The organism is Mesorhizobium sp. M6A.T.Cr.TU.017.01.1.1, assembly GCF_004023115.1.
Lineage (GTDB): Bacteria > Pseudomonadota > Alphaproteobacteria > Rhizobiales > Rhizobiaceae > Mesorhizobium > Mesorhizobium mediterraneum.
The window spans coordinates 13,341-35,267 of record NZ_RZTA01000023.1 but is presented as its reverse complement, the minus strand read 5'-3'; the positions used below and the strand labels follow the sequence as shown (position 1 = coordinate 35,267).

Sequence of the window (21,927 nt, the reverse complement as noted above, 5' to 3'; positions counted from 1 at the left end):
TTGGTCTCCGTCAGATCAGGCTCGAGGTCAGGACATCCGTTTCAGTTGCCGTTGGCTACGCCACCTTGGTGTCGCGCTTCGCGGACGCATGGTAGGCTAGGTATTTGCGCTGCGTGGAAATATGGTCCGCCACATGCTGGGCGTCATGCCAGACGCCCCAGATGAAGCTGGATCCCCTGCGCGATTGCCACGGCAGGCCCAGGAAATAGATTCCGGGCTCGGTCGACACACCGCGCTGATGCCTCGGCTTGCCCTTTTCGTCGAACACATCGACTTTCAGCCAGTTGTAATCGACGGTGAATCCCGTTGCCCAGATGATCGAACCTATTCCTGCTTCTGCCAAGTTGAGATCGAGAATCGGATCGGTCACGCATTGCGGGTCCGACCCGATCTTGCGGGCCTCGGGCTCTTCGGGAAGGTCAAGGCCGTTTCGGGCAACATAGGCGTCGGCCTCGTCCAGCACCGACATATAGTTCGCATCGCCGCGAGCGATATTCCTGGCCAGATCGGGCGCGAAGGTCATGATACCGTCCCTGTACAATTCCGTCCGGCCAACCAGCGTCATCCCTTGCGCGGCAAGGCGCCGGAAGTCGATCGTTTGGCCGCCACGCGCACCGCTCACCGCGATGGTGACATGTTCCGTGCCGGGCGCCGGCGCCTGGGCGTCCCACTTGCCCAAAACCCCCAGCCACCAGCAGAAGTCACGCTCGCGATAGGCCCGCGGCGGGCGATCATGCGGCCCGACCGAGAGGTAGACGCGCCTTCCCGCACACAAGAGTTCGTCCGCGATCTGCACCCCCGAGGATCCCGAACCGACCACCAGCACCGCACCGTCGGGCAGTTGGCCGGGATTACGATAGGCGCTGGAATGGATCTGCATGAGCCCGGCATCTGCGGGAACGATGGCCGGGACAACGGGATGTTGGAAAGCGCCGGTGGCGGCAACCAAATTGCTGGCCTCGATCACGCCATCCGAGGTTTCGACCTGGAAACCGGGGCGGCCGACGAGCCTGCGGACTTTTTTTACCTCCACGCCGCAGCGGATAGGGGCTGCGATCATTTCCGCGTAAGCGGCAAAATAGTCCGCAACCTTCTCCTTCGGGACAAAGGCATCGGGATGGGTATCAGGAAACTCCATGCCCGGAAAACGATCGTGCCAAGCGGGACCATTGGCAACCAAGGAGTCCCATCTTTCGGAGCGCCAGCGTTCGGCGATGCGGCGGCGCTCGAGGACGAGATGAGGCACGCCGCACTTGCTCAGATGCTCGCTCATAGCCAATCCCGCCTGGCCGCCGCCAACAACGAGCGTGTCTACTTTTTCAACTGACATTTCAGCGGCCCTTTCTGGCTCTCCCCGAGAATTTCTGCGGATGCGACGGAGGTCTGATCGTTGGTTTACTGGAGGGACCGGGCAGCGAAAATTACGATTTCATGTGGCACTGGTTAGCTTGTCCCTAAATGCCGGGAAGCATGGCCGAAGATGTGGACCGCAGGGCACGGATCATCGCCATTGAGACGGACGAAAGGACGGCGGGATTCAGAGATAAAGGCTTCTGGCCGCCTTGGACGAGAGCAGCTCCTTTGCCGGTCCTTCCTGGGCGACTTTGCCCTTGACCAGGACATAGCCGCGATCGGCGATGCCCAGCCCCATTTCCGCGTTCTGTTCGATCAACAGGATGGTCGTGCCGCGGCGATGGATCTCCCGGGTGATCTCGAAATACTCGCCGATGAGCTTGGGCGACAAGCCGAGCGACGGTTCGTCCATGATCACCAGCCTGGGTTCGCCGATCAGCGCGCGCGCCAGCGCGACCATCGCCTGTTCGCCGCCGGACAGAGTGCCGGCCACCTGGCGCAAACGCTCCTGGATGCGCGGAAACAGGTTACCCATTTTGTCCAGTTGCGCCTCGAAATTGGACCCCCGGCCGGACACCGCGTCGTAGCCCAGACGCAGGTTCTCGATCACGCTCAGGCTGGGAAACAGCCGGCGCCCTTCCGGAACAAGGCCGACACCGAGCGACGCCAGGTTTTCCGTCCCAAGCGTCGCCATGTCCCTGCCCATCACCTCGACCTTGCCGCGCTGGGCGCGCACAACGCCGCACACGGTCATGAAGGTTGTCGTCTTGCCGGCGCCGTTCGGCCCGAGCAGGCAGACCAGTTCGCCGGGATGCACGCTCATCGCCACGCCGCGCAGCATCGGCACCGCCCCGTAGCTGGTATCGACACCCTTCAGCTCAAGCATGGGCGACCGCCTTCCCGAGATAGGCCTCCTGGACGCGCGGATCGGCGCGCACCGCCGCAAAGTCGCCTTCGGCGATCTTGCTGCCATAGTCGATACAGGTGACGTGCTGCGGGAAAGCCTCGACCACCCGCATGTCGTGCTCGATCAGGATCACCGACAGCTCGGGGTTTTCCGCGCGCAACCGCACGATGTCGGCCACCAATGCGTCGGTTTCCGTATCGTCCATGCCGACCGACGGCTCGTCGAGCAGCAAAAGCTTGGGCTGCGAGGCCAGCGCGCGGGCGATCTCCAGCCGGCGCCGGTCGGCCTGCGCTAGCGTTCCCGCTGGCCGATAACGCTGTTCGAACAGACCGCCGGATCCGAGCTTGAGCAGGATTTCGGCCTTTTCCACGCAGGCCGCCATCTCGCGGCGCGACGCGCCCGGCCGGAACAGCGCATCCAGCACGCCGGTCTTCGTGCGGGTGTGCATCCCGATGATGACGTTGTCGAGGACGCTGAGGTCCGAGAACAGCCGCGACGACTGAAATGTGCGGGCGATGCCACGATCGACGACTTCATAGGACGGGCGGCTGGTGATCTCGGCGCCGTTGAACGTCACCCGGCCGGAGGTCGGCCGGTAGACGCCAGTCACGACGTTGAACAGCGTCGACTTGCCGGCGCCATTCGGGCCGATGACGGCGAGCACCGCGCCCTTGTCGATCGAAAGGCTGACATCGTTGAGCGCGACCAACCCGCCGAAGCGCATCGTCAAATTCTCGACTTTGAGAAGCGCGCTCACAGATCGCCCCCGTATCGCCGCATGCGTTGCGGGAACAACCCCTGCGGCCGGATCATCAGGAAGCCGATGATGACGACGCCGAAGAACAGCAGGCGGTAGTCGGCGAAGGCGCGCAGTTTCTCGGGCAGGATGGTCAGCATGAACGCACCGACGATGACGCCGAAAATGTTGTCCATGCCGCCGACGATGACCATGGTCATGATGGTGACGGAGACGAGGAAGGTGAAATTGTCGGGGGAAATGTAGGACACGTAGAAGGCGTAGATCGTGCCGGCAAAGGCGGCCAGGAAGGCATCGACCGCGAACGCCAACACCTTGAACCACGCCACATTGATGCCTTGCGCCTTGGCGGCGATCTCGTCGGCGCGCAGTGCGTTCCAGGCCAGCCCGATGCGCGAGCCATGCAACCGATGCGCCGTGACGATGGCGACGACGACCAGCGCCGCCGCCAGATAATAGAAGTTCGCCTGGCTCGGCAGCTTCCAACCGAAGATCACCAGCGGGTCGGCGAAGGAATGCCCGAACAGGCTGGGCGCAGGAATGCCGACCAGTCCGTTGGGCCCGCCGGTCCAGCTGAAGTTGTTCAGCAACTGCTGGACCACGACGCCAAAGGCGATGGTGACCAGCGCCAGATAGGTGTCACGCGTGCGCATCGAAGGAATGCCGATGATGAAACCGAACAGTGTTGCAGCCAGCGCCGCGACCGGCAGTGTCAGCCAGAAACTGATACCGAAGTTGATCGCCAGCAACGCCGACACATAGGCCCCGATGCCGTAGGAAGCGCCGGTGGCGAAGTTCGGAATGTTGGCACTGCCGAGCTGGAAATTGAGCGCCAGCGCGAGCACGGCATAGAGCTGGGCGACAATCAGCAGATGCAGCATATAGGTATTCGAGCCGACGACGAATGGAAAAGCCACAACGATGACCGCCGCGGTAGCCATCGCCACAAGGGGAGCACGGGCAAAGCTGGCCAACGCGTAGTCGCCGATCCACGGCAGCCTCTCCAACAGGTAGAAGCCGAAGCCGAGCAAAGCCAGCAGGCCGACCACCTGCCAGCCGCCGTCAACCTTCAAAATGAGGTAGAGAAACGCTGCCCCGCAAAGTTGCGAGGCGATGGCGAAGACTGCGGCCGCCACCTTGCCCGGCGCAGCAAGTGAAGCGCTACCCTGCATGCTAGACTTTCTCCATGACGGTGCGCCCAAGCAGGCCGGCCGGGCGGAAGATGAGCACGGCGATGACGAGCAGGAAGACGAACACCAATCGATAGGAAGCACCATCGGGCACAAATGTCTGCGCAAGCACCTCGATGCCAGCGATGATCAGTCCGCCCAGTATGGCGCCCGGCATCGAGCCGAGGCCGCCGATTACCGCAGCGGAAAAGCCGAGCAGGCCGGCCATGACACCGAAGTCGAACCGTGTCACGCCGGCATAGCTCGCGAACAAAAGGCCGGCAGTGGCGCCGATCGCTGAGGCGATGAAGAAAGTTGCACGAAAGACGCGTGCATCACGGATGCCCATCATCCGCGCCACGATCCGGTCCTCCGAGGCCGCCCGGATGCGCAGGCCGAGCGGGGTCAAGCGCAGGAAGACGAACAGCATGACCACCAACGCGACGGTCAGCACAACCACGAGCAGCGCGAACCAGCTGATGGCAACGCCGGAGACTTCGAAAGCCATGCCCGACACCAGGCGCGGGAAGGCATGCGGGTTTGATCCCTGTGGATAGAGATGACGGATCAGTTCGCGGATGACGATACCCAGTGCCACCGTCGCCACCAGCGCCATCATGGCAGGGGCGTCGCGAAAGCGCCTGATAACCAGCTTGTCCAGCAAGACGCCTATCAATCCGACGGCGAACATGGCTGCCGGAACCGAAATCACCAGCCAAGCGGGGCTCGAGGCCCCAACTGCCGTCGCTAACGCCTGGGCGAGCGCCAGCGAGATGAACGGCGCCGTCGTTGCGACGTCGCCGTGAGAGAAATGAATGACGTTGAGGACACCGAAGATCAGGCTGAATCCTATAGCCAGCAAGGCATAGATGCAGCCAAGGGTTATCCAGTTCACCAGCTGCTGGACAAGCAGTTCCGTCATCGTGCTCGCCTCCATCGGGAGCAGACGGGTATCAACCGCCATGCCGTGCGGACAGAACGAATCTCCGAACTCACGAGTCACAATTTCCGAATTTCATCACCGAATACGCGCCAATACACTGATGATCAGCCGACGATCACGATCGGCCGGGTCGCTACGACGGCGGCAGATAATTCTATTGAGGTGGAACCATGCAAAACAGGCGCAGCGCGCTTATCCGCGTATCGTCAATTCTGGCTGGGTCTCTGTTCGCCATTGCACTGGGCGCCGCCCAGGCTCAGGCCGACCAGATCAAACTCGGCTTCATTGGACCGCTCTCCGGCGGAAACGCCCAGCAGGGTCTGGGCGCCCGCAACGGTTTCCTGCTCGCGATCGAGCAAGCCAATGCCAGCGGTTATCCGCACCAGGTGGAAGGCATCGTCCTCGATGATGCCTCCGATCCGGCCGTCGGCGTTTCAGCGGCCCAAAAGCTGGTCAACGATCCGTCGGTGATTGCCGCGACCGGACATTGGAACAGCTCGGTCGCGCTGGCGACGATCCCGGTCTTCAATCGCGCGCAGATGCCGTTCATCATTTGGGGCGCGGTCAGCCCGAAGATCACCGAGCAGAATTTCGCGAACGTGACCCGCGTGACGCCAACGCTGGTCAACGAAAACAAGCCGCTGGCCGAAGCCATTGCCAAACAAGGCAAGGTCAAGAAGATCGCGATCATCTCCGACACGACCGACTACGGCGCGGCCAACACCAAGTGGTTCGGCGATTTCTTCAAGGCTGCTGGCGGAGAGATCGTCTCGTCGGACGCAGCCGCGGTCGGCACCACCGATTTCCGTGCCATGCTGACCACGGCGAAGGCGGCGGCGCCTGATGCTGTCTACTTCGGTGGCGTTGTCACCGAAGCAGCGCTTGTGCGCAGCCAGATGGCCGACCTTGGAATAGGCAGTCTGCCCATGTACGGAATTTCGGGCATATACGATCCGAAGTTCATCGAGATCGCAGCCGCAGCCGCCGAGGGCACGATTGCGGGAACCCCGGCCGTACAGTCGAACCCGAAGCTCGACGAATTCAGTAAGGCCTATGAAACCAAGGGCTACACCGATCCTGCCGGTTCCTACGCCAAATATGCCTATGAGGCCACGCAGATGCTGCTCGATGTCATCAAGGAAAAGGGCATCGACGACAAGGAGGCCCTGAGCAAAGCCATTCGTGACATCCATCACAACGGCATTCTGGGAGAAGTCTCGTTCGACGCGAACGGACAAACAAACATGGCCATCGACGTCGACATGTTCGTCGTCCGCAACGGCAAATGGGAGAAGATGTAGCCTCTGATCGACGCCGCGCCCACCCTTGGTGGCGCGGCGTTGAAAATCCTTCATCGCCCGAGCTCGCAAAGACTTACCGGAGCGCCCAGACCATGAATGACGAGGCCTGCCTGCGCGCACCTCGAAAGGCTGTCGAGATCAAGGGCGTGTCCAAGGTATTCGGCACCTATCAGGCGTTGAAGCCCGTTTCCTTCGACATCTACGACAATGAGTTCTTTACGCTGCTTGGCCCGAGCGGCTGCGGCAAGACCACGCTGTTGCGCATGATCGCCGGCTTCGAGCAGCCAACGACGGGGCAAATTTTCCTGCACGGATCAAATATACAGGGACTGCCGCCGCATAAGCGGCGGGTCAACACCGTGTTCCAGAGCTACGCCCTGTTTCCGCACATGAGCGTTGAACAGAACATCGGCTTCGGGCTTGAAAACCTGGGTTGGTCAAAGGACCGCCGCGATGCGCGCGTCGCTGACATGCTTCGTCTGGTCCATATGGAGGCATTTGCCGGGCGCAAGCCGCAGCAATTGTCGGGCGGCCAGCGCCAGCGCGTCGCGCTCGCCCGCGCATTGGCGCCCGAACCGGAAGTCCTTTTGCTCGACGAACCCCTCTCGGCACTCGACCTGAAGCTACGCCAGGCTATGCGCGACGAGCTGCGCATCCTGCAGCGCAAGACCGGTATCACCTTCGTCTTCGTCACCCATGACCAGGAAGAAGCTCTCGACCTGTCGGATCGCATCTGCGTTCTCGGCGATGGCGAAATCCAGCAGCTTGGCACGCCTGCCGCGATCTACGAGGAGCCGTCAAACCGCTTCGTCGCCGACTTCATCGGCGAGACCAATTTCCTCGACGCCGAGGTGATTGCCGTCGACGGCGAGCAGGCGACCGTGACAACGCAGCTCGGCATGACCTTGACGGCTTCTCACAAGAAAGCAGTCGCCGGCCAGAAGGCCTTCATGTCGATACGCCCGGAGAAAATCAGCCTGCCTGCCCAGGACAACCCGATAGCTGTCGATGGCACGATCATGGGCACCAATTATCTCGGCGGCTACACATACTATCTCGTTGAAACGGGCGGCATCAGGCTGCGCATTTCCAAGCGCAACAGTGTCAGCCGCGGCCAGATGTTCGAGATCGGGCAGTCGGTGAAAGTCGGCTTTGCCGCCGAATCCGTGCGGATCCTCGGTGCATGACGCGGCATATCAAGAGCCCGGGCTGGAACGTGCTGGGGCTTTTGCCGACGCATCTGATCATGTTCCTCACATTGATCATACCGGTCGGCATCATCGTTCTCGTCTCGTTCTCTACCCGTGGACCGTATGGTGGTTTCGAATATGTTTTCACCACCGCACCCTACAAGCAGATACTGTTCAATGAAGGCTGGGCGGGCGAGCTCGAATTTAATCCACAATATCTGATCGTCGTTGCGAGAACTCTCCTGCTTTCGGCCGGGACGACGCTGATCTGCTTGGTCCTCAGCTTCCCGGTCGCCCATTTCATCTCGTTGCAAAAGCCGTCGCTCAAGGTCGCTCTGATCTATCTCGTAACCTTGCCGTTCTGGGTCTCGATGATCGTGCGCGTCTACTCCTGGATCATCATTCTCGGCAATGAAGGCGTGATCGAAAAGACGTTGCGCGCGCTCGGGTTGATCGATGATATGGACAGTTTGCTGTTCGGTGACACCGCCATGCTGATCGGCCTCGTTTACAGCTACATCCCGCTGATGATTTTGCCGATTTTCGCCTCCATCGAGAAACTCGACCCGGCGCTTATCGAGGCATCGCACGATCTTTACGGAAGCCGCCTCATCACGCTACACCGTGTCATCCTGCCTCTCTGTCAGCCGGGAATGCTGGCTGGCGCTATTCTGGTCTTCGTTCCGTGCCTCGGCGCAGTGCTGGAGCCGACGCTGCTCGGCGGCGGCAAGTCGATGATGATGGGAAATCTGATCCAACTGCAATTCGGCGCGGCGCGCAATTGGCCGTTGGGCGCTGCCATATCCATCGTTCTGATGACGGCAGTTCTGATATTCCTTGTTGCCAGAGGATTGCGGGCCGTACGGAGGGAAACGACGGAGCTCGCACTATGACAAACGGTTCCGATGTCAGGCGCTACCCCGGTTTCGGGCTCTTCAGCCTGCTTTTCTTCGTCTATCTCTATCTGCCCATATCGGTGGTGGTATTCTACTCGTTCAACGCCAATCGCATCGTTTCCAATTGGGGCGGTTTTTCGCTTCATTGGTATACGGCGGCGCTATCCAACTCAGCGCTGGTTTCCGCCGTGAAGGTGTCACTCATCGTCGCCGTCATCGCTACCACGATCTCGACAATCGTGGCTCTAATGGCCGCATTGGTAATCGTGCGCGGAAGGGACGTTCGTTTCCGCGGCCTTTCCGAGACAGTCGTCAATCTGCCTCTGCTGCTGCCGGAAATTGTCGTTGCCGTTGCCACGCTGATCCTGTTTTCCCAGATCGGCCTCGCGAATGGCATCGTAAAGCTGATCATCGCGCATACGACTTTCTGCATCCCGTTCGCATTCCTGCCCATACGTGCCCGCCTGCAGGGCATGGATGCTGATCTGGAAGAAGCCGCGCGCGATCTTTACGCGTCGGCATGGATCGCTTTCCGACGCGTAACTCTGCCGCTCATTCTACCGGGAGTGCTCAGCGGCGCGATGCTTGCGTTCGTCATCTCGATGGACGATTTCATCACCAGCAATCTCTTGAATTCCGGCGGCGCGACCACTCTGCCCGTTTACGTCTTCTCGCTGATCAAGCAAGGCGTGTCGCCGCAGCTCAACGCAATATCGACATTGATAATGCTGGCCTCTATCGCGCTGGCGACGGTCGCTTTTCTGCTGCAGCGGCAGAGATAGCGAAGCAAGTTTTTACCTAACCACCACATCGGCGAATTCAAATTTATTGCTGGCGCATGTGGGCTATCGTTGCCTTGGAGAACAAGAAATTAAGGGGAACGACATGTTCAAAAATCCGCGTGTCACATCACTCGTCGTCGCCAGCGCGCTAGGACTGGCCTTCAGCGTCTCGGCTCATGCTGAAGGCAAGCTTTCGATCTACGCTTGGGCCGACTCCATCGCTCCGGACGTCGTCGCAAAATTCGAAAAGGAAACGGGTATCGACGTCACCGTCGATGCATTCTCGTCTAATGAGGATCTGCTGACGAAGCTCCAGGCAGGCTCCTCCGGCTACGACATCGTGACGCCCTCGCAGCATTTCGTGAAGATCATGATCGACAGCGGACTGCTCGAGGACATTGGCGCCAGCTCCATGGCTGCCTACCAGCAAATCCTGCCGGAATGGCAGAAGCCATGGTGGGATCCGACCGGCAATCATTCGATCCCGCTTGCCTTCGGCAACGCCGGCTACACCGTCAACCGCGACGTCTACAAGGGTCCGGTCGATAGTTGGAAGACCTATTTTGAGCCGCCGGTCGAACTGCGAGGTAAAATCGCCAGCCTTGCGCAACCTGACGAAGTCGTTTCGGCTGCGCAGAACTATCTCGGCATCAAATATTGCAGCGAAGATCCTCAGGAAATGAAGCGCGTTCTGGATCTCTTGCAAGCGCAGAAGCCTTACGTCGCTGCCTACTCCAGCGACAATATTGAGAACCGGATCGGTGGCGGCGAGGTTGGCGCCCACTTCTGGTGGGACGGCAATACCATGCGCGTTCGCCGCAACGACAAGGCCAACGTTGAGTACGCGATGCCTAAGGAAGGCCTGGTCGGCTGGCTGGATTCCTATGTCGTGCCGAAGGGTGCGGCCAATATCGACAATGCCAAGAAGTTCATCGACTTTATGGCTGAGATCGACAACGCGACGGACGAGTATAATTATTACGGCCATTCCTCCCCGGTGAAGATCGACGAGACGAAAGCGCTCTACTCCAAGGAAAACGCTCCCGAGCTTTTCCCAACCGTTCCGGTGAAAATGGGCGAAGCGTGTTCGCCTGCAGCCCAGGAACTTGTCACGAAAGTCTGGACGCAACTCCTCCAGTAAGGTCGGCGGGCCGGTTACCAAGATTTCCGGCCCGTTCCATTTTCTTTGAAGGCGCGGTGAATGTCGGCCGATACTTATGATTATGTCGTGGTTGGCGCAGGTTCGGCAGGCTGCGTCCTCGCCAATCGCCTGAGCGCGAACCCATCCGTGCGGGTCTGCCTCGTCGAGGGCGGCGGAAGCGACAACAGCGTGCGGGTGAGAGTGCCGGCGGGAATCCTCTCGCTCTACGGCAATCCGAATTATGACTATTGCTTTGTCGGCGTGCCTCAGCCGCACCTCGATAACCGCAGGATTCCGGTCAATCGTGGCAAGGCGCTGGGCGGTTCGAGCTCGATCAACTCGATGGTCTATATCAGGGGCGCCGCCCAAGATTATGACGAGTGGTCGCGGCTCGGCTGCACAGGTTGGGCGTATAGCGACGTGCTTCCCGTCTTCAAGAAGCTCGAGCGCAATCTGCTTGGCCAAAACCCCCAGTACCACGGCACAAGCGGAGAGCTGCTGGTCGACAGCCCACGCGATCCGAACGTGCTTTCAAAGATGTTCGTCAAAGCCGGGAACAATTCAGGCCTCCCTGTCAACAACGATTTCAATGCCGAAAGCCAGTTCGGCCTCGGGATATACAATGTCACGCAAGATCGCGGTCAGCGCTTCAGCAGTTTCACCGCTTTCGTGCGCCCGGTGCTCGATCGCAAAAATCTCACCGTTCTGAGCGAATGCGAGGTTATCGACCTCAAAATAACGGAGGCGCGTGCAGCGGGCGTAAGGGTGCGGCACCGGGGCGAGCAGAAGACGCTATCTGCTAACCGCGAGATCGTGCTCTCGGCCGGCGCGATCAACTCACCGAAGATTTTGCTAGCTTCCGGGATCGGCCCGGCGGCCGAGCTCCGAGAGATCGGCATAGATCCGATCCTTAATCTGGCGGGAGTGGGCAAGAACCTGCAGGACCATGTGGACGGCATGATCACAGTCCGCTCCTCAAGCACCAAGACGCTGGGCCTGTCGCTGCTGAATCTCCCCCGCATGTTAGCAGCGCCTTTTCAGTATTTCGTCGGCCGAAAGGGCATGCTCAGCACGAACTATGTCGAGGCCGGCGGCTTTGCCAAGACGAAGTACGCAGATGGCATTCCCGACATTCAGTTCCACTTTGTGCCCGGCTATCGCAGCCATCGCGGCAGACTGCTGGAGTATGGGCATGGGTACGCAATTCACACCTGCGTCCTTAGGCCCAAAAGCGTTGGCGAACTCAAATTGTCCGGCCATGCATCGAGCCGGGATGTCTTGATCGATCACCGGTTCTTCTCCGACGAGGAGGACGCCAAGGTGCTGGTCGAAGGCATCAAGATTGCGCGTCAAATCTTTGCCGCACCCGAGTTCGACGAGATCAGAGGCAGGGAGATGCTGCCGGGCAAGGATGTGCGTAGCGACGACGAAATCCTGGCCTATCTGCGCGCCGAAGCGCTGACCGTTTATCACCCAGTGGGAACCTGCAAGATGGGGACGGATGCGATGGCTGTCGTCGATCCGGCAACGCTCAAGGTGCGCGGCATCGCAGGCTTGCGGGTCGCGGATGCGTCTGTCATGCCGAAGTTGATCGGCGGCAACACCAATGCGCCCAGTATGATGATCGGACAGAGAGCTTCAGACATGATCTTGGGCCAGTAAACGCCGCTTTTGGTCTCGGCGTTAGAAAATACACGCATCGGACTTGGCGCCTGCCGCGCCGCGCAGGTGCTAGCGTGCGCACAATGCGTGGTCCCCATGCTGAACGGCAAAGCTGCCGACAGTAGTTGCGTATCTTGTTCTGGGGGGTGGTAAGAGTCAGAATTAGCGCGTATTAATAAGTTAGGGTTAACAAAGGCTTTCTCGGTGATGCTGTTTCAAATCACCTCTATCGCAGTCGAACTCGCGGTCTCCTACGTCACGATTGCACTCACCTATCTGGCGGCTGTGTACGCGATTTGCTCCCGCTACGGGTGAGCGCGGCCCACCAGACGCGGCAGAGGGTCCCGTTGCAACGCTGCCGGGAATCGTGCCGTCGAGCGGAATCGGCACAAATATCAGCCGGACACTAAAGCGCGTCGCGTTTGAACGGATTCATGCGACGCGCTTTAAGTTCTTGTTTTTATGCATGTCGTTATCGCAAAACCGCTGCGCACTTTTGCGCGACATGCATTAGGCAGCCAGGATTCATGATGCCCAGCGGATCGAAGGCGGCCTTGATCGCCGCAACAGCCTTCCGCTCTTCCGGCGCCAGCCATTCCCAGTAGACCGCACGTCCGCCCGACTCCGACGATCCACCTTTTCAGCGGCGCACTGACCAATAGAGATCAAAGACGATTGGGTCGTTGCGGCAGGGGAGCACCCGTGCAGAGCTTACGCGGCTTGATAGTCCCGCTCATCTGTCTCGCCATTGATCTCGCAGAGCAGTCTTTCGATGTCGGCTTTCGGAAAACTGCGGCGAAGCCGGCGGTCGAAGGTCGTGAATATGCCGAAAAAGGAATTGGCGCAGTGCTCCAGCATCGTATCCGCCTCCTGCGCTGAGATGCCGAGCTGGCCTTGCAGAAAGGCGACGAATTTTCGACGTGCGATCGGATTTCGAAGCACGAAGACCGGCTGTGTGTCCCATTCGATGGGCCGATGTTCCGAGATGGAAGAAATGGTTCGCAGAGGCGCCACCAGCCGGATATCCCTCGATGACGAACCGACCTCGATCCCGATCGTATCGCCATCGAGCGTCCAGTCTCCGCGCGCCGGGTCGAAGGCGCAGAGATCCTGCGCTGTCAACTCGATGCTGACCCTGCGGCTTTCGCCGGAGCGCAGAGCAACCTTGCAGAAGCCCTTCAGTTCGCGGATTGGCCGTTTGAGGCGGGGCTTGCCGTAACGGGCGTAGAGTTGGCAGATTTCCTTGCCTTCCACCGCTCCGGTGTTGGTAACGGTAAAGCTCGCGGAAACGCGTTCACCACGCCGGATTTCCGACCGGTCCAGCGAGAGATCGGAGTAGGCGAACTCGGTAAAACTCAATCCGAAGCCGAACGAAAAAAGCGGCTCGATGTCGCGGGCATCGTACCACCGATAGCCGACATGGATGCCTTCGCTGTAAAGGTGGCGCCCATTCTCGCCCGGATAGGTGAGATAGGCCGGCATGTCCTCCATTCGTTTCGGGAAGGTCGTGGTAAGCTTGCCGCACGGGTTAACCCGGCCGAACAGGATATCGGCGAGGCCGCCGCCCATGGCCTGACCGGAAAAGAAGGTTTCGACCACGGCCTGCACCTTGTCGATCCACGGCATGACAACGGCGTCGGGGCTGGCAATGACGACAACCAGATTTGGATTGGCGGCGGCAAGCCGTTCGATCAATTCGTCATGGCCGTGGGCGAGATCGAGCGTGCGGCGGTCGGAGCCCTCGCCGTCATAGCCGCTCTCGACATTGACGAACACGATCACGACGTCGGCCCCGGCGGCACCCGTCTCGGCTTCAACAATCAGCGTCTCGCGGTCCTCGGCGATCCCGCTCGTGCCCCGGAAGATTTCGATCTGGATATCGGCGCCGGCGAGTTTGCGGATTTCGTCCAACGGCACGTCCACCGAGGTCGGTGGCGTCGTGGCGCAGCCGGAGCCCTGGATAACGGGGGTGCGGGCTCCCTCGCCCACGATCGCAATACGCTTCACCTTCGCTGGCGAAATCGGCAGGAGTGCGCCCTCGTTTTTCAGCAGAACGATGGATTCGGCCGCCATCCGGCGGGCCAGCGAATGATGCTCGGCACGATCGAAAACCCGCCCCCGGGCTTCCCCGCGCTTGGCGCGCCGGATCAGACCGAGCATGCGTGCACAGGCCTTGTCGAGCACGGCGCGGTCTATCCTGCCCGCCTTGATCGCCTCCTGCAGGTCGGCCTTGCGCGTTTCGCTTTCCGGCATGTCGAGGTCGTTGCCGGCCGCCAGCGAGGCGGGTCGATCCTTGATGCCGTGCCAATCGGAGACAACCACGCCGTCATAACCCCACTCCCCTCGCAACACCTCGTCGAGGAGCCAAGGGTTCTCGGCAGCTTGGACGCCGTTCAAGCGATTGTAGGAACTCATGACAGTCCAGGGATTGCTTTTGGCGATCGCGCGCTCGAAGCCGCCGAAATATATTTCCCGCAGCGCGCGTTCCTCGACCACGGAATCCATGGTCGTTCGCTCGACTTCGGAATTGTTGCAGGCGAAATGCTTTAACGACGCGCCGACGCCGTTCTCCTGCAGACCGCCGATGACGCCCGCCGCGAAATCCCCTGTAAGGATCGGGTCTTCGGAATAATATTCGTAGGAACGGCCGCCGAGCGGGGTGCGACGGATATTGATCCCCGGTCCGAGCAGCAGATGAACGCCAAATTCCTGGCATTCGCGTGCGAGAGCCTCGCCCAACCCACGCGCAAGGTCTGTGTCCCACGAACAGGCGATGCTGCATCCGTTTGGAAAGCAGGTCGCGGGTCTGACCTGTCCCCAGGCAATCTGCACGTCATCGGCCTTCTGGTCGACGACGGAGAGAAACGCCGCGAAATCCTGGCCCCCGGCTTCATCCTGATCGATCTGCGGGATGGAGTAACGCACTCCGTAGGTGCCGTCGGTCATGACGATCTGCGGGATGCCCAGACGCTCGATCGCCGCCGTCTTCCACATGCGGTGGCCCGAAACAAGCGACACCTTCTCCGCATCCGTCATCTCTTCGATCAGCGCATCGAACGCGCCATCCATCAGCTTTTCATACGACAACCGAAGTCTCCATGGATGCCTCGGCGGCGTTTGTGCCGCCGGTTGATTGAGTTCTCGTGTTCCTCACAGCCGCCGTTCGGTCGACGCTGAAAAGAAGGAAGCCTTCGCCATGTCGAACCGAAGGCCGACCTCCTTGCGCATCGAGCGGGCGGCATCGACGCCGAGCCTGACGCTCATGCGTTTGCCCAGGCAGTCGAACCAGCCGAGGGCATCGGCGCCCAGAAGTTCGGTGAAGGCGAGCTTGGCGGGAATGCTGTCAGGCGAACCCGGCTCGACGACGTCGATGTCCTCGCACCGAATGCCGAGCACCGCCTCGCCCGCGGTTGACGGATCTTCGAAAGGATAGGCGGAAGAGCCGATGCTGCGCTGGCCGACCAGAAAGCGCCCCGCGCCGTCCAGGCTGCCCTCAAGAAGATTCATGGCAGGCGATCCCACGAAGCCGGCGACGAAGAGGCTTGCCGGCTTCTCGTAGATCGACTGCGGAGGAGCGAACTGCTCGACCCTGCCCTTGTGCATCACGGCCACGCGATCGGCCATTGTCATGGCTTCGATCTGGTCATGCGTCACATAGATCATGGTGGACTTCAGCGTCTCGTGCAGTTGCTTGAGCTCGACGCGCGTCTCGGCGCGCAGCTTGGCATCGAGGTTCGACAGCGGCTCATCGAAAAGGCAGATGCTGGATGAGCGCACGAGCGCTCGGCCGATCGCGACCCGCTGGCGCTGACCGCCTGACAACTGGCCCGGCTTGCGGTCGAGCAGCGCCTCGATTTGCAGGAGCTTCGCCACCCAGTCTACCTTTTGCACGATCGTCGGCTTGGGCGTGCCAGCGACTTCCATGCCGAAGGAGAGATTGCGCCGCACGGTCATGGCAGGGAAAAGCGCATAGGATTGAAACACCATCGCCAGTCCCCGCTGGCTTGGCTCCAGGCCGCTGACATCGACTGCGTCGATCACGATCTGGCCGGACTCGCAATCGTCAAGTCCGGCGATCACGTTGAGCAGGGTCGACTTTCCGCACCCCGAGGGACCTAAAATGACAATGAATTCGCCGGGAGCGATCTCCATGTCGACCGAATCCAGGACGGTCAGACCGGCGAAGGATTTCCTGATTTTCCGGATGGATACACTGGACATGGCTAACCCTTCACAGCACCGGCGGCGATGCCGCGCACGAAATAGCGGCCGGAGAGGAAATAGACGATGAGCGTCGGAATGGCGGTGATGACCGCGGCGGCCATGTTGACATTGGGCGAGGCCGAACCCCGAGCATTGTTGACGATGTTGGTGAGCTGAACCGTCATCGGCAAATTGTCGTTGCCGGCGAAGATCAGCCCGAGCAGATAATCGTTCCATATGCCGGTGAATTGCAGGATCGCCACGACGACCAGGATGTTGGTCGACAGCGGGAGAATGACGGACCGGAACGTCCTGAGAAAACTGGCGCCTTCCATGCGCGCGGCCCGGCTGATCTCCTCCGGCACGCCAACGTAGAAGTTTCGGAACAGCAGCGTCGTATAAGGCAAGCCGTAGACGACATGGACAAGAATGATACCGCTATAGGTGCGGAACAGACTGAGGCTGCTCAGGATCTTCACCGTCGGATAGAGCATCGCCTGATAGGGGATGAATAGGCCGACCATGACGAGAAGCATGATCAGGTTGGCGTGGCGTGACTTCCACTGCGCCAGCGCATAGCCGTTGAGCGCGCCTGCCAGCGTCGAGATCACGACGGCTGGAACGGTGATCTTGATCGAGTTCCACAGGCCTGGGCGCACCCCGCCGCATTCGAGCCCGGTGCAAGCACTTTTCCATGCCGTCAGCCACGCATCGAAAGTCGGCTTGACGGGGAGAGCGAGAAGATTGCCCTGGCGGATTTCCTCCATCGGCTTCAGCGAGTTGCTGATCACCAGCAGCAGCGGCAGGAGAAAGAAGGCGGCCGAAGCGAAGAGAAACGCATAGAGACCGAGACGCGCCGCGCGTGGGCCGAACACGGAGCGTTCGCCAGGAAGGCTTCGCGTCACGTGCGCCTCCTGAACTCACTGTAGAAATAAGGTGCCAACAGCAAGAGCGAGAGGACCAGCATCGCGATCGAGGCGGCGGAAGCCAGGCCGAGATTGACCCGTGCGAAATAATAGTCGACAGCGAACTTCGCCGGCATTTCCGTGGCAATGCCGGGCCCTCCCTTGGTCATGGCGATGACAAGGTCGTAGCCTCGAATAACGTCCGACATCAAAAGCACGACGCAGGAAGCCACGACCGGCCGCATACCGGGAAAAATGACTTGCAGATAGGCACGCCAGAGGGGAATGCCCTCCATGCGGATCGCCTTCCAGAGGTCTTCGTCCACGCCGCGCAAGCCGGCGAGAATGATGACCATGATCAACCCGGCCGAATGCCAGATGCCGGCAATCACCAGCGTGTAGATCGCCCGGTCGGGATCGGTGAGCCAGTCGAAGCTGAAATTCTCCCAACCCATGCCGCGCACAAGCCCCTGCAAGCCGTTCACAGGGTCGAGCACCCAACGCCAGGAAAGACCGGTGACGATCAGCGATACGGCGAGCGGATAGAGGAATATGGTTCGAAACAGCGACTCGGCCCTGATGCGGCGGTCGGCGAAAACGGCAAGCAGCGTGCCGAAGGCGAGCGTGCCAACGATGTAGAGCACGCCGAAAATCACCATGTTCAGGCAAGACACCAGCCAGCGGTGGTTCGTGAAGAGCTTGATATATTGGTCGAAGCCCACGAAATTGTAATTGGGCATCAGCGTCGACCGCGTCAGGGACATGTAGCCGGTCCAGAAGATCGATCCGTAGAAAAACACCGCCACGATGCCGAAGAAGAAGACGACCGTCATGTCCGGCCTGAACGTCTGCCGATGCAACCAGGTTCTCATGAAACCGCTTTCAGGATCATAGGTGCGTCATGCCGAGCGACCCGCGAGTGCAAGGGTTGGCAACCAGCCAGCGATGCCGCCAGCCGGTTGCGTGATTCTTACTCGCTCTGCAGAATGTTGCTAAAGCTCTCGACGGCCGCTTGCGTGGTCATGGACTTGTCGGTCCAAAACTGCCCGGCCAGATCCGTCACCTGGCCGTTAAGGTCGCCTGCGAGCGCATCATAGGCTGCCTGGACCGCGGCGCCCGGCGTGGCAAGCGCCTTGGATCCGATTTGCGCGCAGGTGTCGAGCTTGGACGTATCCACATCCGTCCGCGACGGGACAGAGCCTTTGACCTCGGCGATCTTTTCCTGGACAGCGGGCTCCATGATCGAGTCCGCGAGCAGCGTCTGGCCCTTGATCCGGTCGTCGTCGGTGTTTACCGGGAATGCAAACACATCGATCAGGATCGCGTATCCTGGCTTTTCGGCCGGCGTCAGTAAGCACCCGAAGTCCTTGCCCGCGACCTTGCCGGCAGCGAGGAACTCGCCCCGTGCCCAGTCGCCCATGAACTGGAAACCGGCCTTGTCCGTCACGACGAGGTTCGTCGTGTCGTTCCAGGAGCGGCCGGGGCTCGCCGGATCCGCATAGGTCGATACCTTGCGAAAGATATCGAAAGCCTGGGTCAGGACAGGCGATTTGAGCGCTTCGGGGGATCGCTTGACGATCAGTTCATTCCAGTACTCGGGACCGCCGAGAGCGAGAAACGCGCTGTAGAGTATGCCGACTTGCTGCCAGGGTTCGCCGCCGGTGGCGATGCCAATGCCGCCCGACGCCTTGATCTTGTCGGCAGCCGCGAAAAGCTCGTCGAAGGTCTTCGGTTCGCTGATTTTGAGTTTCTCCAGAACGGGCTTGGAATACCAGACCCAGTTCTGCGCATGCACCCCGACGGGCAAGGCAACAAGGTGGCCGTCGACATTGAGCTTGTCCCACACAATCGGCGCCATCACCTTTTGCCAACCGCCCTTGGCGGCGAGATCGTCGAAATCTCGAAGCTGACCGGAGCTGGCAAGGTCGCGCAGCGCCGAGCTTGGCGTCATCAGGATCGCCGATGGCGGCTGGCCGCCGGCAATCCGGCTGGTTGCCGCCGCAAGCGCCGCGTCGAAATCGGCCGACGGGCTGTCGATCCATTTTCCGCCGCGCTGCTTGAAGCTGTCGGCGATCGTGTTCATCGCCTTGGATTCACTCGAACTCGTCCAGTAGTGCTGCACGTCGACGGTCTGGGCGAGCACGGGACTAGAGGCAGCGAACGCGCCCAGGATGCTCATCGTGGACAATAGGTGGCGAAATTTCATGGCAGTTCCCCTTGGTTGGCATTGATTGCAGGTCTCTGTTCCCGAGACGCTCGGTCCGGCAACGCGCGAGGCGGCGCCCGGGTGTCTATGCAGCCTTGGTGAGCATCATCCCCATCTCCTTGTTGAGGCTTTCGAGGAATGCGGCCATTTCGGCCTTGGAGATTGTCTCGCCCGCGACCCAGGCGACGGTCTTGTGGATTCCGAGGAAGGAGCCGGCGCAGTATTCGAGCATCTTGTCGGCTTCCTGATCGCTGAGATCGAGCCGCTGCTTGAGAAAGGCGCGGAAGCGCTGGCGGGCGAATTCGTGCTCGAAGACCAGGAAGGGCTGGCTTTCGACATTGAGGACGGTGGAGGCCAGTGCCGCAGCTTCGACCTCGACCGTCCGCTCCAGACGGATGTCGCGAGAGGACGCGCCGACCTCGAAGGTCAGGCTGCCAGCATCGAGCAGCCACCGGCGATACTGCGGGTCGTAGTATCGCAAATCGCGGCTCTCGATCTTGATCTCGACGCGCTTGGTTTCGCCCGGCTCGAGAGAGACTTTCGCGAAGCCCTTGAGTTCACGGATCGGGCGGATCAGCCGCGGTTGGTGCGGGCGCGCATAAACCTGCGCGATTTCCTTGCCGGCCACACTACCGGTATTGGTGATATCGAACGCGAGCGTGATCGAGCTCGACGCATCAATCCGATCGACATCGACCGACAGGTTGGAATATTCGAAGCTGGTGTAGCTCAGCCCGAAACCGAAAGGAAACAGCGGCGTGAGCTTGCGCTTGTCGTAGAAGCGATAGCCAACGTGGATGCCCTCCGAATAAATGTGGCGATTGCCCTCGCCGGGATAGGTGAGGTAGCCCGGTATGTCCTCGACCTGGACGGGGAATGTCACGGTCAGCTTGCCGCACGGATTGCGGCTGCCGAACAGAACATCGGCGATCGCGCTGCCAGCACCTTGCCCGCCGAAGAAAGCCGCAAGTACGGCTGCAACATGATCGGCCCAGGGCATGACCACGGCGTCCGGCGTCGCGAGAATGACCACGACTTTACTTTTACGTGCGGATAGTCGCTCGATCAGGGCGTCCTGGCCGTCATGCAGATTGAGATGCTTGCGGTCAGAGCCCTCGCCGTCATAACCGACCTCGGTGTTGGCGAAAAACAGGACAGCGTCGGCGGCGTCGACCGCCGCAAGCGCCACCGCCTCGGAGCTGCCACCGGCCTCGAAATCCGCGACCGTGTGATAGTCGATGTCCACGCCGAGTGCGCGTTTGCGGATTTCCTCCAGCGGGATGTCGACCTCGGTCGGCCTCGTCGTGGCGCAACCAGAACCCTGGATGACCGGTTCCACGGCGGCGGCTCCAACGACCGTGATCCTTTTGAGCTTCTCGGGGAGCAAGGGAAGGCTGGCGTTCTCGTTTTTCAGGAGCACGATCGACTCGGCCGCCATGCGCCGGGACAAGGCATGATGCTTTTGGAAGTCGGCCTCGGCATTCGGCTTCACACCGTTTCGGGCCAGACGCACAAGCTTCAAGATGCGCAGGCAAGAGCGATCAAGCGTCTCCATTGACACCTGGCCGTCTTCGACCGCTGTCAGAAGTTCCTGCTTGCGGGCGCCGCTTTCGGGCATGTCGAGGTCGTTGCCCGCATTCATCGAAGCAGGCCGGTCCTTGATGCCGTGCCAGTCGGACACCACGACGCCATCATATCCCCACTCGTCGCGCAGCACTTCGGTCAGCAGCCAGTGATCTTCGGCGGTTTGAACATCGTTGAGCCGGTTATAGGAGCTCATGACGGTCCAGGGATCGCTCTTGCGGATCGCCCGTTCGAAGCCGGCGAGATAGATCTCGCGCAGGGCACGTTCCTCGACGACCGAGCTCATCGTCGTGCGCTGGACCTCGGAATTGTTGCACGCGAAATGCTTGAGCGAGGCCCCCACCCCGTTGCGCTGAAGGCCGCTGATGACCGCGGCGGCAATATCACCCGTCAGCAGAGGATCCTCTGCGTAATATTCATAGCTTCGCCCTGCCAGCGGCGTACGCCGGATATTGACACCTGGGCCGAGCAATATGTTGACGCCGAACGCCTGGCATTCGGCAGCGAGCGCTTCGCCAAGTTCATATGCGAGATTGAGATCCCACGAACAGGCCAACGACGAACCATTCGGAAAGCATGTTGCTGGACGGGTGGAGCCGAATGCACTGTCGACCCCTGTCGAGAGATCGGTGTTGACGACACTCAGGAATGAGGCGAGCTGGTTGTCTGCGTCATGCGCTCCGTCGATCTGTTCGATCGAATAGCGAACACCGTATGTGCCATCCGTCATCAGCAGTTCGGGAATGTTAAGACGGTAGTTGGCGACCGTCCGCCAGAGGCCGTGGCCGCTGACCATCGCGACCTTTTCCTCGATGCTCATCTGCGCCAGCAGACCAGTCAGCTCCTTGTCGGAAATATTCCAGGTCATCGTCATTCCATATGCTGTTGCGGACGCGCGCCGGTCATCCCTGGTGGTTCGCCTCACCAT

17 protein-coding genes are annotated in these 21,927 nt (G+C 60.5%); 6 read left to right on the top strand and 11 right to left on the bottom strand.

Annotated features, from left to right (window positions below):
- Positions 1-55: 55 nt before the first annotated feature.
- From EOB36_RS10195 to EOB36_RS10175, 5 genes are all read right to left on the bottom strand, one after another.
- Positions 56-1,330, bottom strand: a complete 1,275-nt coding sequence (locus EOB36_RS10195; RefSeq protein WP_095486325.1) for an NAD(P)/FAD-dependent oxidoreductase — start codon at positions 1,328-1,330, stop codon at positions 56-58.
- 207 nt (positions 1,331-1,537) lie between these two features.
- The gene (locus EOB36_RS10190; RefSeq protein WP_095486324.1) at positions 1,538-2,239 is read right to left on the bottom strand and encodes an ABC transporter ATP-binding protein; all 702 of its coding nucleotides are present in this window, start codon (positions 2,237-2,239) and stop codon (positions 1,538-1,540) included.
- Positions 2,232-3,017, bottom strand: a complete 786-nt coding sequence (locus tag EOB36_RS10185) for an ABC transporter ATP-binding protein (RefSeq protein ID WP_245461365.1) — start codon at positions 3,015-3,017, stop codon at positions 2,232-2,234. The genes EOB36_RS10190 and EOB36_RS10185 overlap by 8 nt, the downstream gene beginning before the upstream one ends.
- A complete protein-coding gene (locus EOB36_RS10180) occupies positions 3,014-4,189 on the bottom strand; it encodes a branched-chain amino acid ABC transporter permease (RefSeq protein ID WP_128284793.1) in 1,176 nt (391 codons plus the stop codon). Before EOB36_RS10180 ends, EOB36_RS10185 begins: the two co-directional genes overlap by 4 nt.
- Position 4,190: 1 nt before the next feature.
- Positions 4,191-5,108, bottom strand: a complete 918-nt coding sequence (locus EOB36_RS10175) for a branched-chain amino acid ABC transporter permease (RefSeq protein ID WP_095486589.1) — start codon at positions 5,106-5,108, stop codon at positions 4,191-4,193.
- Positions 5,109-5,299: 191 nt separating this feature from the next.
- Here EOB36_RS10175 and EOB36_RS10170 point away from each other — a divergent pair, with 191 nt between their 5' ends.
- The 6 genes from EOB36_RS10170 (at position 5,300) to EOB36_RS10145 (ending at position 12,101) form a co-directional block, all read left to right on the top strand.
- Complete coding sequence (locus tag EOB36_RS10170) at positions 5,300-6,430, top strand: branched-chain amino acid ABC transporter substrate-binding protein (protein WP_095486322.1); 1,131 nt, start codon at positions 5,300-5,302, stop codon at positions 6,428-6,430.
- A 92-nt stretch (positions 6,431-6,522) separates the two neighbouring features.
- The gene (locus tag EOB36_RS10165) at positions 6,523-7,617 is read left to right on the top strand and encodes an ABC transporter ATP-binding protein (RefSeq protein WP_127204015.1); all 1,095 of its coding nucleotides are present in this window, start codon (positions 6,523-6,525) and stop codon (positions 7,615-7,617) included.
- A complete protein-coding gene (locus EOB36_RS10160) occupies positions 7,614-8,513 on the top strand; it encodes an ABC transporter permease (RefSeq protein WP_095486320.1) in 900 nt (299 codons plus the stop codon). Before EOB36_RS10165 ends, EOB36_RS10160 begins: the two co-directional genes overlap by 4 nt.
- Positions 8,510-9,298, top strand: coding sequence for an ABC transporter permease (locus tag EOB36_RS10155; RefSeq protein WP_095486319.1), 789 nt, complete (start codon positions 8,510-8,512; stop codon positions 9,296-9,298). Before EOB36_RS10160 ends, EOB36_RS10155 begins: the two co-directional genes overlap by 4 nt.
- A 103-nt stretch (positions 9,299-9,401) precedes the next feature.
- Entirely contained in the window at positions 9,402-10,439 is a 1,038-nt protein-coding gene (locus EOB36_RS10150; RefSeq protein ID WP_095486318.1) for an extracellular solute-binding protein, read from the top strand.
- Positions 10,440-10,499: 60 nt separating this feature from the next.
- Complete coding sequence (locus tag EOB36_RS10145) at positions 10,500-12,101, top strand: GMC family oxidoreductase N-terminal domain-containing protein (RefSeq protein ID WP_128284792.1); 1,602 nt, start codon at positions 10,500-10,502, stop codon at positions 12,099-12,101.
- A gap of 711 nt (positions 12,102-12,812) precedes the next feature.
- Here the strand turns inward: EOB36_RS10145 and EOB36_RS10135 are convergent.
- The 6 genes from EOB36_RS10135 to EOB36_RS10110 all read right to left on the bottom strand — a co-directional run bounded on the left by EOB36_RS10135 (position 12,813) and on the right by EOB36_RS10110 (position 21,867).
- Positions 12,813-15,188, bottom strand: a complete 2,376-nt coding sequence (locus tag EOB36_RS10135; RefSeq protein WP_245329920.1) for a glycoside hydrolase family 3 C-terminal domain-containing protein — start codon at positions 15,186-15,188, stop codon at positions 12,813-12,815.
- A 63-nt stretch (positions 15,189-15,251) separates the two neighbouring features.
- Positions 15,252-16,322: an ABC transporter ATP-binding protein gene (locus EOB36_RS10130; protein ID WP_095486315.1), complete on the bottom strand. Its 1,071-nt coding sequence runs from the start codon at positions 16,320-16,322 to the stop codon at positions 15,252-15,254.
- 2 nt (positions 16,323-16,324) lie between these two features.
- The gene (locus EOB36_RS10125; protein ID WP_095486314.1) at positions 16,325-17,209 is read right to left on the bottom strand and encodes a carbohydrate ABC transporter permease; all 885 of its coding nucleotides are present in this window, start codon (positions 17,207-17,209) and stop codon (positions 16,325-16,327) included.
- A complete protein-coding gene (locus EOB36_RS10120; protein WP_245465492.1) occupies positions 17,206-18,081 on the bottom strand; it encodes a sugar ABC transporter permease in 876 nt (291 codons plus the stop codon). The genes EOB36_RS10125 and EOB36_RS10120 overlap by 4 nt, the downstream gene beginning before the upstream one ends.
- 98 nt (positions 18,082-18,179) lie before the next feature.
- Positions 18,180-19,415, bottom strand: coding sequence for an ABC transporter substrate-binding protein (locus tag EOB36_RS10115; protein WP_127204017.1), 1,236 nt, complete (start codon positions 19,413-19,415; stop codon positions 18,180-18,182).
- Positions 19,416-19,500: 85 nt separating this feature from the next.
- Positions 19,501-21,867 (bottom strand): glycoside hydrolase family 3 C-terminal domain-containing protein, encoded by a 2,367-nt coding sequence (locus EOB36_RS10110; protein WP_128284791.1) that lies wholly within the window; start codon positions 21,865-21,867, stop codon positions 19,501-19,503.
- Between the last annotated feature and the right edge of the window lie 60 nt (positions 21,868-21,927).